The organism is Bradyrhizobium sp. PRIMUS42 (assembly GCF_023006515.1).
GTDB lineage: Bacteria > Pseudomonadota > Alphaproteobacteria > Rhizobiales > Xanthobacteraceae > Bradyrhizobium.
This window is the reverse complement of the sequence record NZ_JALBGZ010000005.1, coordinates 19,737-36,323: the sequence shown is the minus strand read 5'-3', so window position 1 is coordinate 36,323 and position 16,587 is coordinate 19,737. Positions and strand designations below refer to the sequence as shown.

Below are 16,587 nucleotides of genomic sequence, written 5' to 3'. Positions count from 1 at the left end.
TTGGCGACGTGTTCTAGACCTTTGCCGGCGCCGGCGTGATCGGTGCCATCGGAACATTCGCCCCAAGGGCTCGCTGAAAGGCCTCCCGCTTCCTGATGCGCTCGAGATATGGCTGAGCGTTGTCGCAAATGCCGACGCCATAGGCGATGGCCCACTCTAGGCAGGTCGTGAGCAGGATGTCTGCGCTCGTAAACTGGTCGCCCATCAGGAATTGCCGACCGTCTGCGAGCGCGACTTCGACATGGCGCAACTGCTGGCGGAAATATTCGCCGGCCTGGGCAACGACCTCCGGTGCAATGCCGTAGATCGGTCCGAGCGCGTCGGCCCGATGGCGGCGCATCACGTAAAGGCTGGTGGAATCCAGCTCGGCGACGATAAAGAAGCACCATTCCAGCCACGCGGCGTACTCGCGGGTCGCTTCCGGAATCAGCGAGCGTTCCTTTGTGGAATATGTTCGCGACAGGTACGCAACGATCGCCGCGCTCTCGCCGATGCAGAAGTCGCCATCCTGAAGCAGCGGGATCTTCTGGCGCGGATTGAGCTTCGTGTATTCTGCGGTCTTCGTTTCGCCGGTCCGCGGGCCAATGGGCCTTATCTTGTAGGCTAAGCCCAGTTCGTGCATGGCCCAATGCGGACGAATGGTGCGACTCGTTCCAACGCCCCACAGGGTCAGGTCTGGTGTCGCATTCATATTACCAATTCTCCACGGACGGACGGAGATCGAGCTCGTGGGTCCAGCCATCTTTGCTTTGCTGGTGGGTGAACCAATAGGCTTCGGCAATGGAAGACGTCGTGGTCAGGCTATCGGGCGGAATATCGCTTGCTTCGATGCCCTTCGCTGCCTTCATGCGTTGGTGAATCGCCTCGCTATCCACGCCGGCGTCGATCAGAAGATGCACGACGTGAATGTTCTTCGGTCCAAGCTCGCGCGCCATCGCCTGGGCCACTGCTCGAAGTGCGAACTTCGCTGATGAAAATGCTGCAAATCCTGGGCCGCCACGCACGCTTGCCGTCGCACCCGTAAAGAAGATGGCACCGCGTCCGCGCGACAGCATCACGCGGGCAGCCTCGCGTCCAACCAGGAAACCACCATAGCAGGCGAGTTCCCAGGCCTTGAAGAACAACTTCTCCGTCGTGTCGAGCAGAGGCTTGTTGACGTTCGAGCCGGCATTGTAGAGGCAAACCTCGACAGGCCCGTGCTCATTCTCGACGCGCGCGAAAATGCCTTGGACTTCTGCTTCCTGGCGCGCATCTACGCTGAATGCGTGAACGTCATGCCCCGCGGCCCTCAACTCGGCCACTAGTCCCTGCGATTTGGAGGCATCGCGCCTGCAGATGCAAACCGTATAGCCGCCTCGGGCAAAACGCCGGGCGACCGCCGCGCCAATGGCATCGCCTGCGCCCACAAGTATCGCTACACCGCGGCTCGCCGCCATCCTCGATCCTCCCTTTAAGTTCTTATTTGATACTTTAGACTAGCTGTCGGATGATGCGTTGTAAACGGCGGTTTATGAGCCGCGCAAAACCATTGCTCGGAGATGGACTGTCCATTCGGCTCTCGAAAAAGGCTGGACGATGATCAATCAGTTGACGAGTTCTAAAAAAGAACTATAAATCGACGCCAAGTGTGCCGCATTGCAGCGTCGGCATGGTCGATCGGGAGGTCAGTCGTGCTGGAGCTTTCAGAGACGATCAGTGGCGACGAGATTGCTGTCGGCTTGCCGAGCCGAATCCATGAGATAACGGCAGGACCGGTTGCCAGAGCGCCCGACCGGATTGCGCTGGTCGAGGACGGGGCTTCCTGGAGCTATCGAGATCTGGAGCAGCGCGTTGGCGAGACCGCCACCGTGCTCTCATCGCTGGGGATCAGGGCCGGCGACCGGATGATCATTGTCAGCGAAAACTGTATTGCGCTTGCTGCTTTGCTGCTGGCGGCGAGCCGGCTCGACGCCTGGGCAATTGTCGCCAACCCGCGCTTGTCGGCGCGCGAACTGGACCAGATCCGCGATCACAGCGGCGCCAGGCGGATGTTGTTCACGTCGGGTATTTCGAAGGAGGCCGCTGCTCACGCCTCACGCTACGGCGCCGAGAACCGGCGAATTGGCCCGCTGCCGGAAATTGGTGTCGGCCCGCTCAACGAAAGTGCGACAGTCCAGCCCGTGGAGACCGATCCAGCAAGGCAAGTCGCGGTTTTGATCTACACGTCAGGGACGACGGGGACTCCCAAGGGCGTGATGCTCTCGCATGACAACCTTCTGATCAGCGCAAAGACTACCGCGTACTTCCGCAGAATGAACGAGAAGGACAAAATCTATCTTGTGTTGCCGATCTCGCATATCGTCGGCATCTCCCTCCTGATCATGACGCTGATGGTCGGTGGCACGGTGCGGATGGTCAGCAAGTACGATCCTGCAACGACCGTAAAGGCGATCGCGCAGGAGGGCGTCACCATCCTCAATGGCGTGCCTGCCACCTATCAGCGCCTGCTGGAGTACAAGAGCGTATCAGGCGTGGAGCAGCTCGCCCGAGGTTCGTTGCGCTTGATTGCCGTTGCCGGCGCGCCGCTGGATTTGAATCTGAAGTCGCGTGTGGAAAAGGAGTTCGGGCTTCCGTTGCTCAACGGCTACGGGATCACCGAATGCTCGCCGGGAATATCAGGCGTACGTTTCGATAGGCCGCGCTCGGATCAGGCGGTTGGGACGCTGCTTCCGGGTGTGGAGGCACGGGTGCGAACCCTGGAAGGGTTTCCGACGGCAGCAGGTGAAGTCGGCGAGCTGCATGTTCGCGGGCGCAATGTGATGCTGGGGTACTATCGTGCCCCCGAGCTTACCGCGAAGGTGATTGACAGCGAGCGCTGGTTCAATACCGGCGACCTCGCGCGTTTCGACGGCGATTGCCTGTACATCGTGGGCCGCTCCAAGGAAATGATCATCCGTTCCGGGTTCAACGTCTATCCCGCGGAGGTCGAAGCGGTCCTCAATTCACACAAGGACGTCGTGCAATCCGCTGTGGTCGGTCGTGCCGCGGACGGCAATGAGGAGATCGTCGCCTTTGTGCAATTGCTGCCGAGATCTCGCACGACGCCCGAGACTCTGAAGAGTTTCGCCCGATCTCAGCTGACTTCCTACAAACGGCCGTCCGAAATCGTCATACTTGATGCCTTGCCGGCGACCTCGACCGGCAAGATACTCAAGCACAAGCTGGCGGAGTCCTTGCGCGAAGGTGGCGCAGTCCCTTCGGTGCAGCCCGAACTCCGCCGGCAACATATCTAACTTTACCGGGAGGACATCCTTGAAAAAAAGAAACGCAACCGTGGCTGTGATCGGCGCCGGAGACTATATCGGCGGCGAGATCGCCAAGAAGTTCGCTTCAGAGGGCTTCACCGTGTTCGCCGGGCGCCGCAATGGCGCCAAGCTCGAGCCGCTGGTCAAGGAAATCGAGGCGGCGGGCGGCGAAATCCATGCGCGCTCCCTCGATGCGCGCAAGGAAGAGGAGATCGTCTCATTTCTTGGCGACGCGGACAAGCACGCGCCGCTCGAGGTTTGTATCTTCAACATCGGTGCCAACGTCAATTTTCCGATCCTGGATACGACCGAACGCGTATTCCGCAAGGTCTGGGAGATGGCCTGCTATTCCGGCTTTCTCGCCGGCCGTGAGGCAGCCCGCCTGATGCTGCCCCGCGGCAAGGGCAATATCTTCTTCACCGGTGCTACCGCGAGCCTTCGCGGCGGAAGCGGATACGCAGCCTTCGCCAGCGCCAAGTTCGGCCTGCGCGCCGTTGCCCAGGCGACCGCGCGCGAACTGGGTCCAAAGAACATCCACGTGGCCCACCTCATCATCGATTCCGGCGTTGATACCGAATGGGTCCGCCAGCGGCGAATCGAGGCGCTCGGTCCGAATGCGCTGGATGACCCCGATCTCTTGATGCCGCCATCGTCGGTCGCGGAGTCCTACTGGCTGCTTTATCAGCAGCCCAAAAGCGCCTGGACTTTCGAGCTGGAGATTCGTCCGTTCGGCGAGAAGTGGTAGCGGGAGCCGCTTGCGGTGTGATGGAGCGCGTTTAGCGAGCGATGGCCGATTTTCGTCGACCTCGGGAAAGGGACCTTATGGATCCGTCCGACTTCCACTATTACGAGCCTTCGAAGGGGCACGGGCTCCGGCATAATCCGTTCAACGCGATTGTCGCGCCGCGTCCGATTGGCTGGATTTCGTCGCGGAATGCGGCTGGTCAACTTAATCTCGCGCCGTACAGCTTCTTCAACGCGTTCCTCTACGATCCTCCGATCATCGGGTTCTCCTCGATTTCGTGGAAGGACACGGTCAAGAACGTCAGCGAGACCCGCGAGTTCGTCTGGAATCTGGTCACCATGGATCTTGGTGAGCGCATGAACGTGACAGCGACACCGCTCGATCACGGCGTGAGCGAGTTCGAAGCAGCCGGACTGACGCCGATACCCGGGCGCCACGTTGGTGTGCCGCGGGTGGGCGAGAGCAGGGCCGCCATGGAATGCAAGGTCGTCGAGGTCTCTCAACTGGCCAACGCACGCGGCGAAAAGGTCGAAGGTTGGTTCGTGCTTGGCGAGGTTGTCGCGGTCTACATCGACAAATCCTTGATCGAGGACGGCGTCTACAACACGGCACTTGCGCGTCCGATACTGCGTGCGGGCCGGGGTGGAGATTACCTCGAGGTCAGGACCGAAAACATGTTCGAGATGAAGCGCCCGCCCGGCAGCAGCAAGCCGGAATTCCACGGCACCTGATGCCGTGCCGGGGAGCGTGTGGAGTCACAAGCTGATCAAGTCCCGGGCCCCCACGCGTACAGGCCAAGGGCCAGCATCGAAAACGCGCTCAACACGACGCCCAGGGCCAGCATCGCTTCTTGCGATACCGTGGCAGCAAGCCACACGCCGATTGCGGCGGTCATCATCTGCGAGAAGCCCAGCAGCGCCGAGGCCGCGCCGGCCTTGTTGCCGAATGGAGAGAGAGCGCGTGCGGTGGCCAGTGGACTGACAATCCCCATGCCGAGGAGATAGACGCTCATCGCGCCCAGAAACGGCAAGAAAGTCGGGTTGAGCATCGAGATGAGCAGAACCGCCAGGCTGCTGGCCGCTGTCGCCAACAATGCTGCCCGGATCGGGCCATCGAGCCCGTAGCGTGGCGCCAATCTCGTCGCCAGCAGGCCAGCCGCGAATACGATAAAGACGGTGCCGGCGAAGAAGAGGCCGAGCTGAATCGGCGTGAAGTGCAGCGCTTCGATGAATAGGCGCGGTGCAGCCGAAAACATCGAGAACAAACCGCCTATGATGAGGCTCGAGGTGGCCGCGGGAATAGCGAAGCGATGGTCGCCAATCAGGCCGGCATAGGTCCTGCCGATGACAATCGGATTGAACGGCGTACGGATCGAATGGTGGGTTTCGCCGAGAACAATGCTGTAGGCGACGGCGCCGCCTGCGGCAAAGGCAGCGACCAGCGCGAATTCGGCGCGCCAGCCGAAGCTGTGGTCGAGTGCGCCACCCAGCAGCGGCGAGAACCCGGGGGCGGCGGACATCACGATCATGATGAGCGCCATTGCGCGTGCCAGTGCCGCGCCGCTGAACATGTCGCGGGCGATGGCGCGAGACAGCACGGAGGTCGCGCAAGCCCCTGCTGCCTGCACGACGCGGCCGATCAGGAGATTGGGCAGATCGGTTGCCAGACCGCACCAAACGCTGCCGGCGAAGAACACGCCAAATCCGATCAGGACCGGCCAACGTCTTCCGTAGCGATCCGAGAGCGGTCCGACCAGGAGCTGGCCCAACCCGAACTCTGCCAGAAAGACCGTGATGGCGGACGTGACCGCCGCACTCGTGACATTCAGTGAGATCGCAATCTGCGGCAGAGACGGCAGCAGAATGTTGGTCGCGAGCGTGCCCATTGCGGCCAGGACGGAAAGGACCGCGATCGGCAGGGCGCTGGAGGTGGGAACGTCCCTCGGCCTGTTCTTGATCTGGTCAGCCATCTAGACTTTGCACTGATAAAAAGAGATTGGTTGCAAAGCGGCGAGTGACGCGTTCACGCCACTCGCCGAGCCGCTTCTTGTCCGGGCAGCCGTGGTGTCAGCGGACGACTCGCTCGATCGCTATGGCCGTGGCTTCGCCGCCGCCGATGCAGAGCGACGCGACGCCGCGCTTGAGGTTCTGCGCTTCGAGCGCGTGCAGCAGCGTCACGATCAGCCGCGCGCCGGTGGCGCCGATGGGATGACCCAGCGCGCAGGCGCCGCCGTTGACGTTCAGCTTCTCTCTGGGGATGCCGAGATCCTTCTGCGCCGCCATCGCTACGACGGCAAAGGCCTCATTGATCTCGAACAGATCGACGTCGCCAACGCTCCAGCCCACCTTGTCCAGCAGCTTGCGAATAGCCGGGATCGGGGCCGTGGTGAACCATTGTGGCTCCTGGCTGTGGGTGGCATGGCCCTTGATCTCGGCCAGCACGGGAAGGCCGTCGCGATCGGCCAGCGAGCGCTTCGCCAAGATGAGCGCCGCAGCGCCGTCAGCATTGGCGGAGGAGGCGGCGGGCGTGATGGTGCCGTTGGCACGGAACGCGGCTTTCAGTCCTGGGATCTTGGCGGGATCGACCTTGAGGGGATGCTCGTCATTGGAGATGATCCTCGGCCCGGCCTTCTCGGTCAACGTGATCGGAACGATCTCAGCCTTGAACGCGCCGCCTTCAACCGCCTTGCGGGCGCGGGTCAAGGTCTCGATCGCATAGTCGTCCTGGTCCTTGCGGGTGAATTGATAGGCCTCCGCCGTGGCCTCGCCAAAGTCGCCCATCGAGCGTCCGGTCTCATATGCATCTTCCAGCCCGTCCATCAACATGTGGTCGATGATGCGGTCGTGGCCAGCGCGATAGCCGCCACGCGCCTTGGCCAGCAAATAGGGCGCATTGCTCATGCTCTCCATGCCGCCGGACAGAACGATCTCGGCGGAACCGGCATTGATGATGTCGTGAGCAAGCATGGTGGCCTTCATGCCGGAGCCGCAGACCTTGTTGATGGTGGTGGCGCCGGTGGCATCCGGCAATTTGGCGCCACGAGCGGCCTGGCGCGCCGGCGCCTGGCCTTGTCCGGCCGGCAGCACGTTGCCCATGAACACCTCGTCGATCCGCTCGGGCGCCAGCTTGGCCCGCTCCAGAGCAGCTCCGATCACATGGGAGCCGAGCTTGTGTGCGCTGAGCGGCGAGAGCTCGCCCATGAAGCGGCCGAGCGGCGTACGGGCGGCGGAAAGGATGACGACGGGATCGGAAGCGGCAGCCATGGCGAATTCTCCTGTTGATCGCTGTTGTTATATGACGATAGTCATATAAGATAGCCGGCATTGCAATGAAATGTTGCCGTGGTCTGCAAAAGCGCGGTTCCAGAATTGCAGGGAGGGGATGGGAACGGCTTGTACAGCTGGCTACCCATGAGCTTTCACGGAGAGGCGATGCGTTACGTCGAAGACCACAGGCGGCAAACCCACGAACGGATCGTTGAAAATGCTTCCTACGGCTTGCGTCAAAACGGCGCCGAGGGGCTCAGTGTTATCGAGTTGATGAAGCTCGCGGGTCTGACGCATGGCGGGTTCTATAACCATTTCGATTCGCGTGCCGCGCTTGTCGGCGAGGCAATCGCTTTTGCAATGGACCAAATGGTCGAGCGGTGGAAAAGACTGGCGAACGGAAAGGGCGACGAGGATCGCTTCGAGGCGTTGATCGCCGACTATCTCAGCCCCCGGCATCGCGACAATCCAAGACACGGTTGCGCGCTTCCAGCCCTGGCTGCTGATGTCGCTCGATCGAGCCCCGGCGAGCGGCGGGCCTTGGCTTCCAAACTGGAAAATATGATCGACGTCTTTGTCGAGCTGCTTCCCGATGAGGCGCCCGAACAGGCTCGCCAAATCGCGACGGGCGCCATTGCAGCCATGGTTGGATCGATCGTGCTGTCGCGTGCTGTCGGTGCCGGGAAACTTTCCGATAGCATTCTCGATGCCGGACGTATGACTGCAGGCCGCCGGAGACAGAAGCCCCGGCGCAGAACAAAGAAGGCGATACGCTGCGACAAATAGGGAGGTCACCATGACGGCCGGTAAGTGGCTCAAGACGGCCTGCAACCTGTGTTACGTAAATTGCGGTATCGAAGTCTTGGTGAACGACGGGCGCCTTGAGAAAGTGCGGGGCGACCGTTCAAATCCGAAGTCGCAAGGCTATCTGTGCAACAAGGCGACCCGCATTCCCTATTATGCGCACCACAGGGATCGGCTCACGACCCCGCTGCGTCGGCGGTCCGACGGCGGCTTTGACGAGATCGAATGGGACGTGGCGATCGCAGAAATCGCGCAGCGGATGCGGGACATCGTCGACAGGCACGGTGGCAAGAGCATTGCCCTTTACGGCGGCGGCGGGCAGGGCAACCATGCCGGCGGCGCCTATGCCAGTGGCTTGTTGCGCGCGCTCGGTTCGCGCAGCGTCTTCAACGCCCTTTCGCAGGAAAAAACCGGCGACTTCTGGGTCAATGGCCACATGTTCGGCAGCCAAACCTGCCACACGACAGAGGATGTGCATCATTGCGATCTCTTGGTTGTCATCGGCGCCAATCCCTGGATCGCGCACGGCTTCCCCAATGCGCGCGACCATCTCAATCAGATCAGCAAGGATCCCGCACGCAAGCTGATCGTCATCGACCCCAGGCGAACCGAAACCGCCAAAATGGCCGATCTGCATCTTGCGGTTCGTCCCGGCGGCGATACGTTTCTTCTTGGCGCGCTGCTGGCCACGCTCGTCCGTTCCGACCGGCTTGACCACAAGTTCATTGAGGAGCACACGATCGGCTTCGCGGAAGTGAGGCAGGTGCTACTGAACATCCCGGTTCAGGAATGGGCGGCCGCCGCCGACATCTCCATCGCGGAGCTGGAGCGCTGCGCCGCCATGATTGCGGCCGCGAAGGCCATGGTGGTTCGGGTTGAACTCGGCATCCAGCAAGGCGTCAACTCGACTCTCAACTCCTATCTCGAGAAGCTCCTGATCATGCTTTCCGGCAATTTCGGCCGGGAAGGCACCAACCAGTTGCATAGCTGGCTTCAACCGCTATGGGGAAATTCGCCGAACCAGACATTCGCGCCGACCGGCGACGCAATTATTGGCGGCTTGTTGCCGCCCAACATCTTCCCCGAAGCGGTGCTCAAGGACCATCCGGACCGCTTACGTTGCGCCTGGATCGATAGCTCCAATCCTGCCAACACGGCGGCCAACACGGCGGCGGTGGAACGCGCGCTGCAATCGCTCGAACTATGCGTTGTCGTCGATGTTGCGATGACCGAAACCGCACGGCTCGCGCATTACGTTCTCCCGGCGTCCACACAATACGAGAAGACCGAATTTACTCTCTTTAACTACGAGTTCCCGACAAACTATTTTCACGTTCGTGCCGGTGTCTTGCCGCCCCTTGCTGGCACCTTGCCGGAGCCAGAAATCTACACGCGGCTTGCCGTCGCCATGGGGCTTCTGCCGGGTGACAATGTGCTCGCGCCGTTGCGGGAAATAGCAGGGCGCTCGCGAGCTGAATTCGCCGCGGCCTTTCGTGCTTTCATCGCGGAAAACCCTGCGGCAGTGCCCGCCCTGGTGCTCTACCATACGCTGGGAAAGACGCTTCCCGACGGTACCGCGGCCGCGGCACCGATGTGGAGCGCCGCGCTGGCTTGCGCGAAGCGATCGCCGCAAGCGGTGCGGCGGGCGATCGGCGCCTCCGACGAGGTGGCGGACCAGCAGCTCGGAGATCTCCTCTTCGACACCATCGTGGCCGCCCGGCAGGGTGCAGCGGTTACCCGGCACGACTATGACGAGGTCTGGTCACTGATCAGCCATTCGGATCGCAAGGTTCGGCTGGTCGTCCCGCAGATGCTGGAATGGTTGGCGCGTCTCGATCCGCAAGCCGTGGGCGCGCCAAGCGAGTTCCCGTTCATGCTGGCGGCGGGTGGTCGCCGCATGTTCAACGCCAACCAGATCTTTCGCGATCCCGCGTGGCGTCGCGAGGACCCGGACGGCGCCTTGTTGATCAATTCGAGCGATCTGCGTGAGCTGGGTGCGAAGGATGGCGACTGGATCGCCGTGGAGTCGGCGGTCGGGCGTCTCGTCGTTCGCTGCCAGGTCGATAACTCCATGCGGAATGGCCAGCTGGCGCTGCCGCACGGGTACGGTCAGGCATACCCCACGCCCGATGGAGAGCGCCTGATCAACGGGCCACGCATCAATCTGCTCACCGAGAGCGGCAACCGCGATCCCATTGCGGGCACGCCGTACCACAAGAACGTTCCGGTGCGTTTGACCCTGGTGTCAGGGCACGAGGCTGCCGCCTATCAGTCGCAGTCCGAACGAATTCATAAAAGAGCGGCCGGATAAGAGCTCGAGGGGAGGTCTAATGACCGAGAAACCAATCGCGATCGTGACGGGAGTAGGGCCGGGCACGGGAGCCGCCATCGTCAAGCGCTTCTCTGCTGGCGGGTTTCGTATCATCGCGCTTGCCCGCTCAGCGGACCTCATCAATCGACTTGCGCAAGAGCTTCCGGACGTGCACGCGGTGACCTGCGACGTCTCGGACGAAGGCCAGGTGCGGACTGTGGTCAGTGACGTGAAGCGCCGCTTTGGCGCGGCTGACGTTCTCATCCACAACGCGGTCGGTGGGGGCTGGGGGAATTTTCGCGAGATCGATCCGAAGATGCTGAAGGGCAACTTCGAGGTCAACGTGATGGGCCTGTTGTACCTGTCACGCGAACTGGCGCCTGACATGATCGATCGGGGCAAGGGCGCAATCCTGGTGACCGGAAACACGTCTTCGATCCGAGGCAAGGCCAATTTCGCCGGCTTCGCTCCGACAAAGGCGGCGCAGCGCATTCTGGCCGAGTCGATCGCACGTGACTTGGGACCTCTCGGTGTGCACGTCTCCTACGTTCTCATCGACGCCGTTATCGATACGCCCCGGATGCGCGCGCGGATGAGCGACAAACCGGATGAATTCTTCATCAAGCCGGCGGCGATCGCCGACGAATTATTGCATCTCTACGGTCAGGACCGCTCGGCCTGGTCGTTTCTCACGGAACTGCGGCCATTCAACGAAATTTGGTGATGTTCGAACACGGACACGGCGCGCTGGGTCACTTTGGAGAGCTCTCCGCGGGACTTGAAAGGTCAGAAACGTGACTGATGGATCCATCTCGGTTGATACGGGGACGGACGAACTGCTGTGCGCGATCCGGGATCGCGTCACCGACTACCCCGTCATCGCTGGGGCAGCCCGCTGACGACCATGGGGTCGCGCAGGCGCGGCCCCATTTCTCGCGTGTACGATCGGAGAGAAGATCCTGACGGCCATCAAATGCATCGGAGGAAGCAACATGATTCAGTCCAGCCCCGGCACCCAGACTTCTACACAGGAGGTTGCGCTTATAGTGGGTGGTGGCCCGGGCATCAGTTCGAGTTGCGCCAGGCTGTTCGCGGAAAACGGGATGCGTGTCGCCGTCGCAGCCAGGAATCCGGAAAAAGCCGTCCTTGAGACTCTCGAAAAGATGCACGGCGTGCGTCGGTACGCCTGCGATGCAAGCGAACCGGCTGCCGTGGCACAACTGTTCGCGAATGTCGCTCGAGAGATCGGAACGCCGAGGCTTGTCGTGCATAACATCGATGGCCGCGTTCCCGGCATTTTCCGAAAGGGCATTCTCGAAGCCGACCCGATGATGGCGCTCGAAACAATCCGAAACTCGGCATTCAGCGCGTTTCTGGTGGGTCAACAGGCAGCTCGGCTCATGCTCGGAAACGAACCCGACGTCAATGGTACGAGAGGAACGATCATCTTTACGAACGCCAGCGCGGCGCTCAAGGGCTTTCCATCAAGTGGTGCATTTGCGATGGCGTGCCATGCCAAGTCCGGACTCGCGCAAAGCCTGGCGAGAGAATTGATGCCGCAGGGAATCCACGTGGCGAATGTGCCGATCGATGCCGCGATCGGTTGGACTCAGGAGGACGGGACCCGCGCGCACCGGCTGGCGGGAACGACCGTGGACGACAACATGGCCGACCCTGTCCATATCGCGGAAACCTATCTGCAGCTGCACCGCCAGCACCGGTCGACCTGGGCTTTTCAAGTCGTGCTGCGGCCGTGGGTCGAGAAATGGTAATTGCGCTCAGCTGATCCCTCCGAACAATTGCGCAAAGATGACCAATTCTAAATTAGAATTCAGTTTATGCACCCAAGGAATCCGTATTGTGCTGGTTAATTGACGTTCGCTCGTCTTGACAGTTCTATTTTAGAACGGTTTACTCAGCCGGCCGATAGGAATGAAGGGTGCGGACCTCCCGGTTGAAGGGGGCCGCGCACGCTGCCGAAAACAAGGCGCGAGGGAGGATGGCATGAGGAGCGTGGACGAGCTCACCGCAGCCGAACTGCTGGACGGCTTGCCGTCCAGAGTTCACGAGGTCTACGCACCGTTCGTGCGGGATATTCCGGATCATCCGGCCCTCGTGGAAGGCGGGCGTGCCTGGAGCTACCGGCAGTTCTCGGATGCGGTCGACGCTGCGGCAAAGAATCTCGCCGGATTGGCCATCAGGCCCGGTGATCGCGTGATGATTGCCAGTGAGAACAGCGTGGCCCTCGGCGTGATGCTCTTCGCAGCCAGCAAGCTCGGTGCCTGGGGTATTCCGGTCAATCCCCGCCTTTCGCCCCGAGAGATCGACCTGATCGGGACGCACAGCGGTGCCAGACGCGTACTGTTCAACTCGGCGCTGTCGAAGGAAGCGGCCGACCATGCCAGCCGCATCGGTGCGAAAATCGGCGCCGTGGGGCCGTTCGACGGAATCGGCATCGGTCCTCTCAATGCGGATGCCGAAGCGGAGCCCGTCGAGAAGGATGGCGCCCACCAGGTCGCAGGCCTTTTATACACCTCAGGCACGACCGGTGCACCGAAGGGCGTCATGCTGAGTCACCGCAACCTCCTCTTCACCGCAAGGACGTCGGGAATCCTTCGCCGAAGCGGTCCAGGCGACCGCATTTACGGCGTGCTGCCGATGTCGCACATCGTCGGGTATGCGATCTTGCTGATCTCGACGCTGATGCACGGCGGCACGTTGCATGTCGTGGCCAAGGCCGATCCCGCTGCGCTGGCTCACGCCATCGCCGAGGAAGGGATTACGAGCCTGTTTGGCGTCCCTGCCACATATCAGCGTCTGCTCGAACACAAGGCGGTCAAGGGCATCCAACAGCTCGAACGGGGCAGCCTGCGGATCATGGCCGTCGCCGGCGCTCCGCTCGACCTCGACCTCAAGAAGCGGATCGAGGACGAGTTTGGAATCCCGCTGCTGAACAATTACGGCATAACGGAATGCTCACCGGGGCTCACGGGGGTCCGTTCGGAACAGCCTGTCCCGGACGAGTCGGTCGGCCCGTTTCTTCCTGGCATTGAGCACCGGATCGTGGACGAGCGAGGAAAAAAGGTGGCGATCGGAGAGGTGGGCGAATTGCACGTTCGAGGTCCGAACATCATGCTCGGCTACTATCGTGCGCCCGACCTGACGGCGGCGGCGATCGATGAGCAGGGATGGTTCAACACGGGGGATCTCGCGCGGGTGAACGGCAAGGGGCATCTCTACATCGCTGGTCGCACCAAGGAGCTTATCATCCGCTCCGGCTTCAACGTTTATCCCGCCGAGGTGGAGGCGGTCCTGAACGCTCACGACCAGGTCGTTCAGTCGGCCGTCGTCGGACGAAAGGTCGAGGGCAACGAGGAGGTCGTCGCGTTCGTTCAGCTTCTCCCCGGCGCGAGCATCGGCGCGGAAGACCTCAAGGCGTACACGGCCCAATTGCTCACGTCCTACAAGCGTCCGACCGAATTGATCGTGCTTGACGCTCTGCCCTCGGCCTCCACCGGCAAGATACTGAAACACAAGCTACGGGAGATGGCGAACGAACAGGCCGCCCCGAAGGCGTCCCGTGCGGCAGCCGCTGGCTGACGGGCGTCAGGAGTGATTTGAACGGCAATATGCCGGTTCAGGAAAGAACGGTGAGCGACGGACTTGTCGCCGTAGGGAGATGACAATGTTGAGAAGCGCCATGATTGTAGCCGCGCTCGCGGCATCCATAGCCGGCGCGCATGCGCAGACCCCGGGCGTCACCGAATCCGAGGTGAAGATAGGGGCGACGTTCCCTTTTAGCGGCCCCGCTTCGCCGCTCAGCAATACCGGAAAGGGCATGATCGCCTACGTCAATTCGATCAACGAGCGTGGCGGCATCAACGGACGGAAGATCAACCTCATCACCTACGACGATGGTTACAGCCCTCCCAAGACGGTGGAGCAGACCAGGAAACTCATCGAGAGCGACGAGGTGGCGTTCCTGTTTGGCCCGTTGGGTACGCCCGGCATCAGCGCCACCATCAAGTACGTCAACGCGAAGAAAGTGCCGCACCTGTTTGTCGTGAGCGGCGTCAGCAAGTTCACGAAGTTCACTGAATTCCCCATGACCACGACGGGATTGCCAAGCTACGACACCGAAGGACGAATCTACGCAAAATACATCACCCAGACCCGGCCCGACGTGAAGATCGCCATACTCTATCAGAACGACGATTTGGGTAAGGACTTCGTCAATGCATTCAAGGCCTACCTGAAGGACGATTTCGACAAGAAAGTCGTCGTGTCCTCCTATGAGGTGACCGAGCCAACCATTGATTCCCACGTCGTGTCGCTGAAGTCGTCTGGGGCAGAGGCCTTTTTGGTGGCCGGCACACCGAAATTCGCAGCGCAGGCCATCAAGAAAGTCGATGAGATCGGTTGGAAGCCTCTGTTCCTGATCAACTTCGTTTCGAGCTCCGTGTCGTCGACCATCGTCCCCGCGGGACCGGAAAAGGCCGTGGGCATCGTCGCCGCGACCATCACGAAGGATCCGAACGACAAGAAATGGGCAGACGATCCGGGCATTAAGTGGTACCGGGACTTTTTTGCCAAATACCTGCCGGGCGCGGATATCGGCGACAACAATTATCTGTTCGGTACCCAGCAGGGACAGATCCTGGAGCAGGTGCTGAAGCAGTGCGGCAACGATCTTTCGCGCGAGAACATCGTCAAGCAATCGCGGAGCATACGCGGGCTGTCTCTTCCCACTTCCATACCGGGTGTCGTGGTCAACACGGGCCCCGAAGGCAGCATGGCGTACACGCAACTCCAGCTTCAGCGCTGGAACGGGACCACGTGGGAGCAATTCGGCGACGTACTCAGCGCTGACGGAAGGTGAATTGTACCTTCTGAACATGCGGATGATCTAAGCCCGCAAAACGACCAACTGAACCATGGAGCACGGATGTCCAGCGACGTTCTCTTCCGGCCTTTCAAGCTGAAAGGGCTGAACTTGCCGAACCGGGTCGTGATGGCGCCGATGACGCGCTCGTTCTCTCCGGGCGGAATCCCAACCGAAGACGTCGCGCGGTATTACCGTCGGCGTGCCGAAGGAGCGGTCGGCCTCATTATCTCGGAGGGCACGGGCGTGGATCGTCCGGCATCCCTGAACGATCCGAATGTTCCCCGTTTTCACGGAGAGAAGGAACTGGCGGGGTGGCGGCGTGTGGTCGATGAGGTGCATGCCGCGGGTGGCATGATGGCACCGCAGCTATGGCACGTCGGAGCCGTTCGCACCCGCGCCCAGGATTGGTCTCCTCCGGGCGCCTACGACAGCCCGTCTGGTTTGTCGCGGCCGGAGAAGAAATTCGGCGAGCCGATGAGCGAAGAGGACATCGCAGACGCCATCCGCGCTTTCGCCGATGCGGCGCTTGCCGCGAAGCGCCTGGGGTTCGACGCCGTCGAATTGCATGGCGCGCACGGCTATCTGATCGATCAATTCTTCTGGAAAGGCACCAATCACCGCGAGGATGCCTATGGAGGCAAGGACCTGCCGGGCCGGGCCCGGTTTGCCGCTGATATCGTTCACGCGGTGCGCAAGTCGGTCGGACCGGACTTTCCGATATTGCTCCGCATCAGCCAGCGGAAGCAACAGGACTACGAAGTGAAGCTGGCCGATACGCCTCGCGCGTTGGAAGCCTGGCTCAAACCTCTGGTCGACGCGGGGGTCGACATTCTGCACTGCTCACAACGGCGCTTCTGGGAACCGGAGTTCGATGGCTCCGATTTGAACTTCGCCGGATGGGCCAAAAAGGTGACGGGAGTGCCGACGATCTCGGTCGGGTCGGTCGGCCTGACCGGCGAGTTCATCGCCGCATATGGCGGGGAGAGCTCCCGTCCGGCGTCCCTCGACGAACTGATCCGCCGCCTCGATCGCGAGGAGTTCGATCTTGTCGCGGTGGGGCGGGCGCTGCTTCAGGATCCGCAATGGCTCCTGAAGATACGCGACGGCCGGACGGAGGAATTGATGTCCTTCGAACGGACTGCATTCGCTGCGCTGCGCTGAGCGATGAAGGGTTGCGAGGCCGGGTGCGTCGCCACTGAATAAAGGTTATCCAAATATTTGGTGGCCGGTATTTCGGCGATCTGTCCAAGCTGGTTGCCAAAGAAGATCGGCGCATGCCGGTCGACGGGAGG

14 protein-coding genes are annotated in these 16,587 nt (G+C 61.4%); 10 read left to right on the top strand and 4 right to left on the bottom strand.

The window, feature by feature from the left end:
- Nucleotides 1–13: 13 nt before the first annotated feature.
- Both MOV75_RS01670 and MOV75_RS01665 read right to left on the bottom strand, forming a co-directional pair.
- A complete protein-coding gene (locus tag MOV75_RS01670; protein ID WP_246917522.1) occupies nucleotides 14–691 on the bottom strand; it encodes a glutathione S-transferase family protein in 678 nt (225 codons plus the stop codon).
- A 1-nt stretch (nucleotide 692) separates the two neighbouring features.
- The gene (locus MOV75_RS01665) at nucleotides 693–1,436 is read right to left on the bottom strand and encodes an SDR family NAD(P)-dependent oxidoreductase (RefSeq protein ID WP_246917429.1); all 744 of its coding nucleotides are present in this window, start codon (nucleotides 1,434–1,436) and stop codon (nucleotides 693–695) included.
- 234 nt (nucleotides 1,437–1,670) lie between these two features.
- On the opposite strand from MOV75_RS01665, the gene MOV75_RS01660 reads away from it, so the two are divergent.
- The 3 genes from MOV75_RS01660 to MOV75_RS01650 all read left to right on the top strand — a co-directional run bounded on the left by MOV75_RS01660 (nucleotide 1,671) and on the right by MOV75_RS01650 (nucleotide 4,760).
- Entirely contained in the window at nucleotides 1,671–3,272 is a 1,602-nt protein-coding gene (locus MOV75_RS01660) for a class I adenylate-forming enzyme family protein (protein WP_246917432.1), read from the top strand.
- A gap of 19 nt (nucleotides 3,273–3,291) precedes the next feature.
- Nucleotides 3,292–4,029 carry an SDR family oxidoreductase gene (locus tag MOV75_RS01655; protein ID WP_246917435.1) on the top strand — a complete coding sequence of 246 codons (738 nt, stop codon included), beginning with the start codon at nucleotides 3,292–3,294 and terminating at the stop codon, nucleotides 4,027–4,029.
- A 77-nt stretch (nucleotides 4,030–4,106) separates the two neighbouring features.
- Nucleotides 4,107–4,760, top strand: a complete 654-nt coding sequence (locus tag MOV75_RS01650; protein WP_246917438.1) for a flavin reductase family protein — start codon at nucleotides 4,107–4,109, stop codon at nucleotides 4,758–4,760.
- A 35-nt stretch (nucleotides 4,761–4,795) separates the two neighbouring features.
- Here MOV75_RS01650 and MOV75_RS01645 read toward each other — a convergent pair whose 3' ends face one another.
- On the bottom strand, nucleotides 4,796–5,998 hold the full coding sequence (locus tag MOV75_RS01645) for a multidrug effflux MFS transporter (protein ID WP_246917441.1): 1,203 nt from the start codon (nucleotides 5,996–5,998) through the stop codon (nucleotides 4,796–4,798).
- Nucleotides 5,999–6,095: 97 nt separating this feature from the next.
- Complete coding sequence (locus MOV75_RS01640; RefSeq protein ID WP_246917445.1) at nucleotides 6,096–7,292, bottom strand: acetyl-CoA C-acyltransferase; 1,197 nt, start codon at nucleotides 7,290–7,292, stop codon at nucleotides 6,096–6,098.
- A 168-nt stretch (nucleotides 7,293–7,460) separates the two neighbouring features.
- On the opposite strand from MOV75_RS01640, the gene MOV75_RS01635 reads away from it, so the two are divergent.
- From MOV75_RS01635 to MOV75_RS01605, 7 genes are all read left to right on the top strand, one after another.
- A complete protein-coding gene (locus MOV75_RS01635) occupies nucleotides 7,461–8,081 on the top strand; it encodes a TetR/AcrR family transcriptional regulator (protein WP_246917448.1) in 621 nt (206 codons plus the stop codon).
- A 10-nt stretch (nucleotides 8,082–8,091) separates the two neighbouring features.
- Nucleotides 8,092–10,410, top strand: a complete 2,319-nt coding sequence (locus tag MOV75_RS01630) for a molybdopterin-dependent oxidoreductase (protein WP_246917453.1) — start codon at nucleotides 8,092–8,094, stop codon at nucleotides 10,408–10,410.
- Between the two features lie 19 nt (nucleotides 10,411–10,429).
- Nucleotides 10,430–11,134, top strand: coding sequence for an SDR family NAD(P)-dependent oxidoreductase (locus MOV75_RS01625; protein WP_246917456.1), 705 nt, complete (start codon nucleotides 10,430–10,432; stop codon nucleotides 11,132–11,134).
- 268 nt (nucleotides 11,135–11,402) lie between these two features.
- Nucleotides 11,403–12,182 carry an SDR family oxidoreductase gene (locus MOV75_RS01620; RefSeq protein ID WP_246917459.1) on the top strand — a complete coding sequence of 260 codons (780 nt, stop codon included), beginning with the start codon at nucleotides 11,403–11,405 and terminating at the stop codon, nucleotides 12,180–12,182.
- Between the two features lie 232 nt (nucleotides 12,183–12,414).
- Nucleotides 12,415–14,010: a class I adenylate-forming enzyme family protein gene (locus MOV75_RS01615; protein ID WP_246917462.1), complete on the top strand. Its 1,596-nt coding sequence runs from the start codon at nucleotides 12,415–12,417 to the stop codon at nucleotides 14,008–14,010.
- An 85-nt stretch (nucleotides 14,011–14,095) separates the two neighbouring features.
- Nucleotides 14,096–15,289: an ABC transporter substrate-binding protein gene (locus MOV75_RS01610; RefSeq protein WP_246917465.1), complete on the top strand. Its 1,194-nt coding sequence runs from the start codon at nucleotides 14,096–14,098 to the stop codon at nucleotides 15,287–15,289.
- 66 nt (nucleotides 15,290–15,355) lie between these two features.
- A complete protein-coding gene (locus MOV75_RS01605) occupies nucleotides 15,356–16,456 on the top strand; it encodes an NADH:flavin oxidoreductase (protein WP_246917468.1) in 1,101 nt (366 codons plus the stop codon).
- Nucleotides 16,457–16,587: the final 131 nt, after the last annotated feature.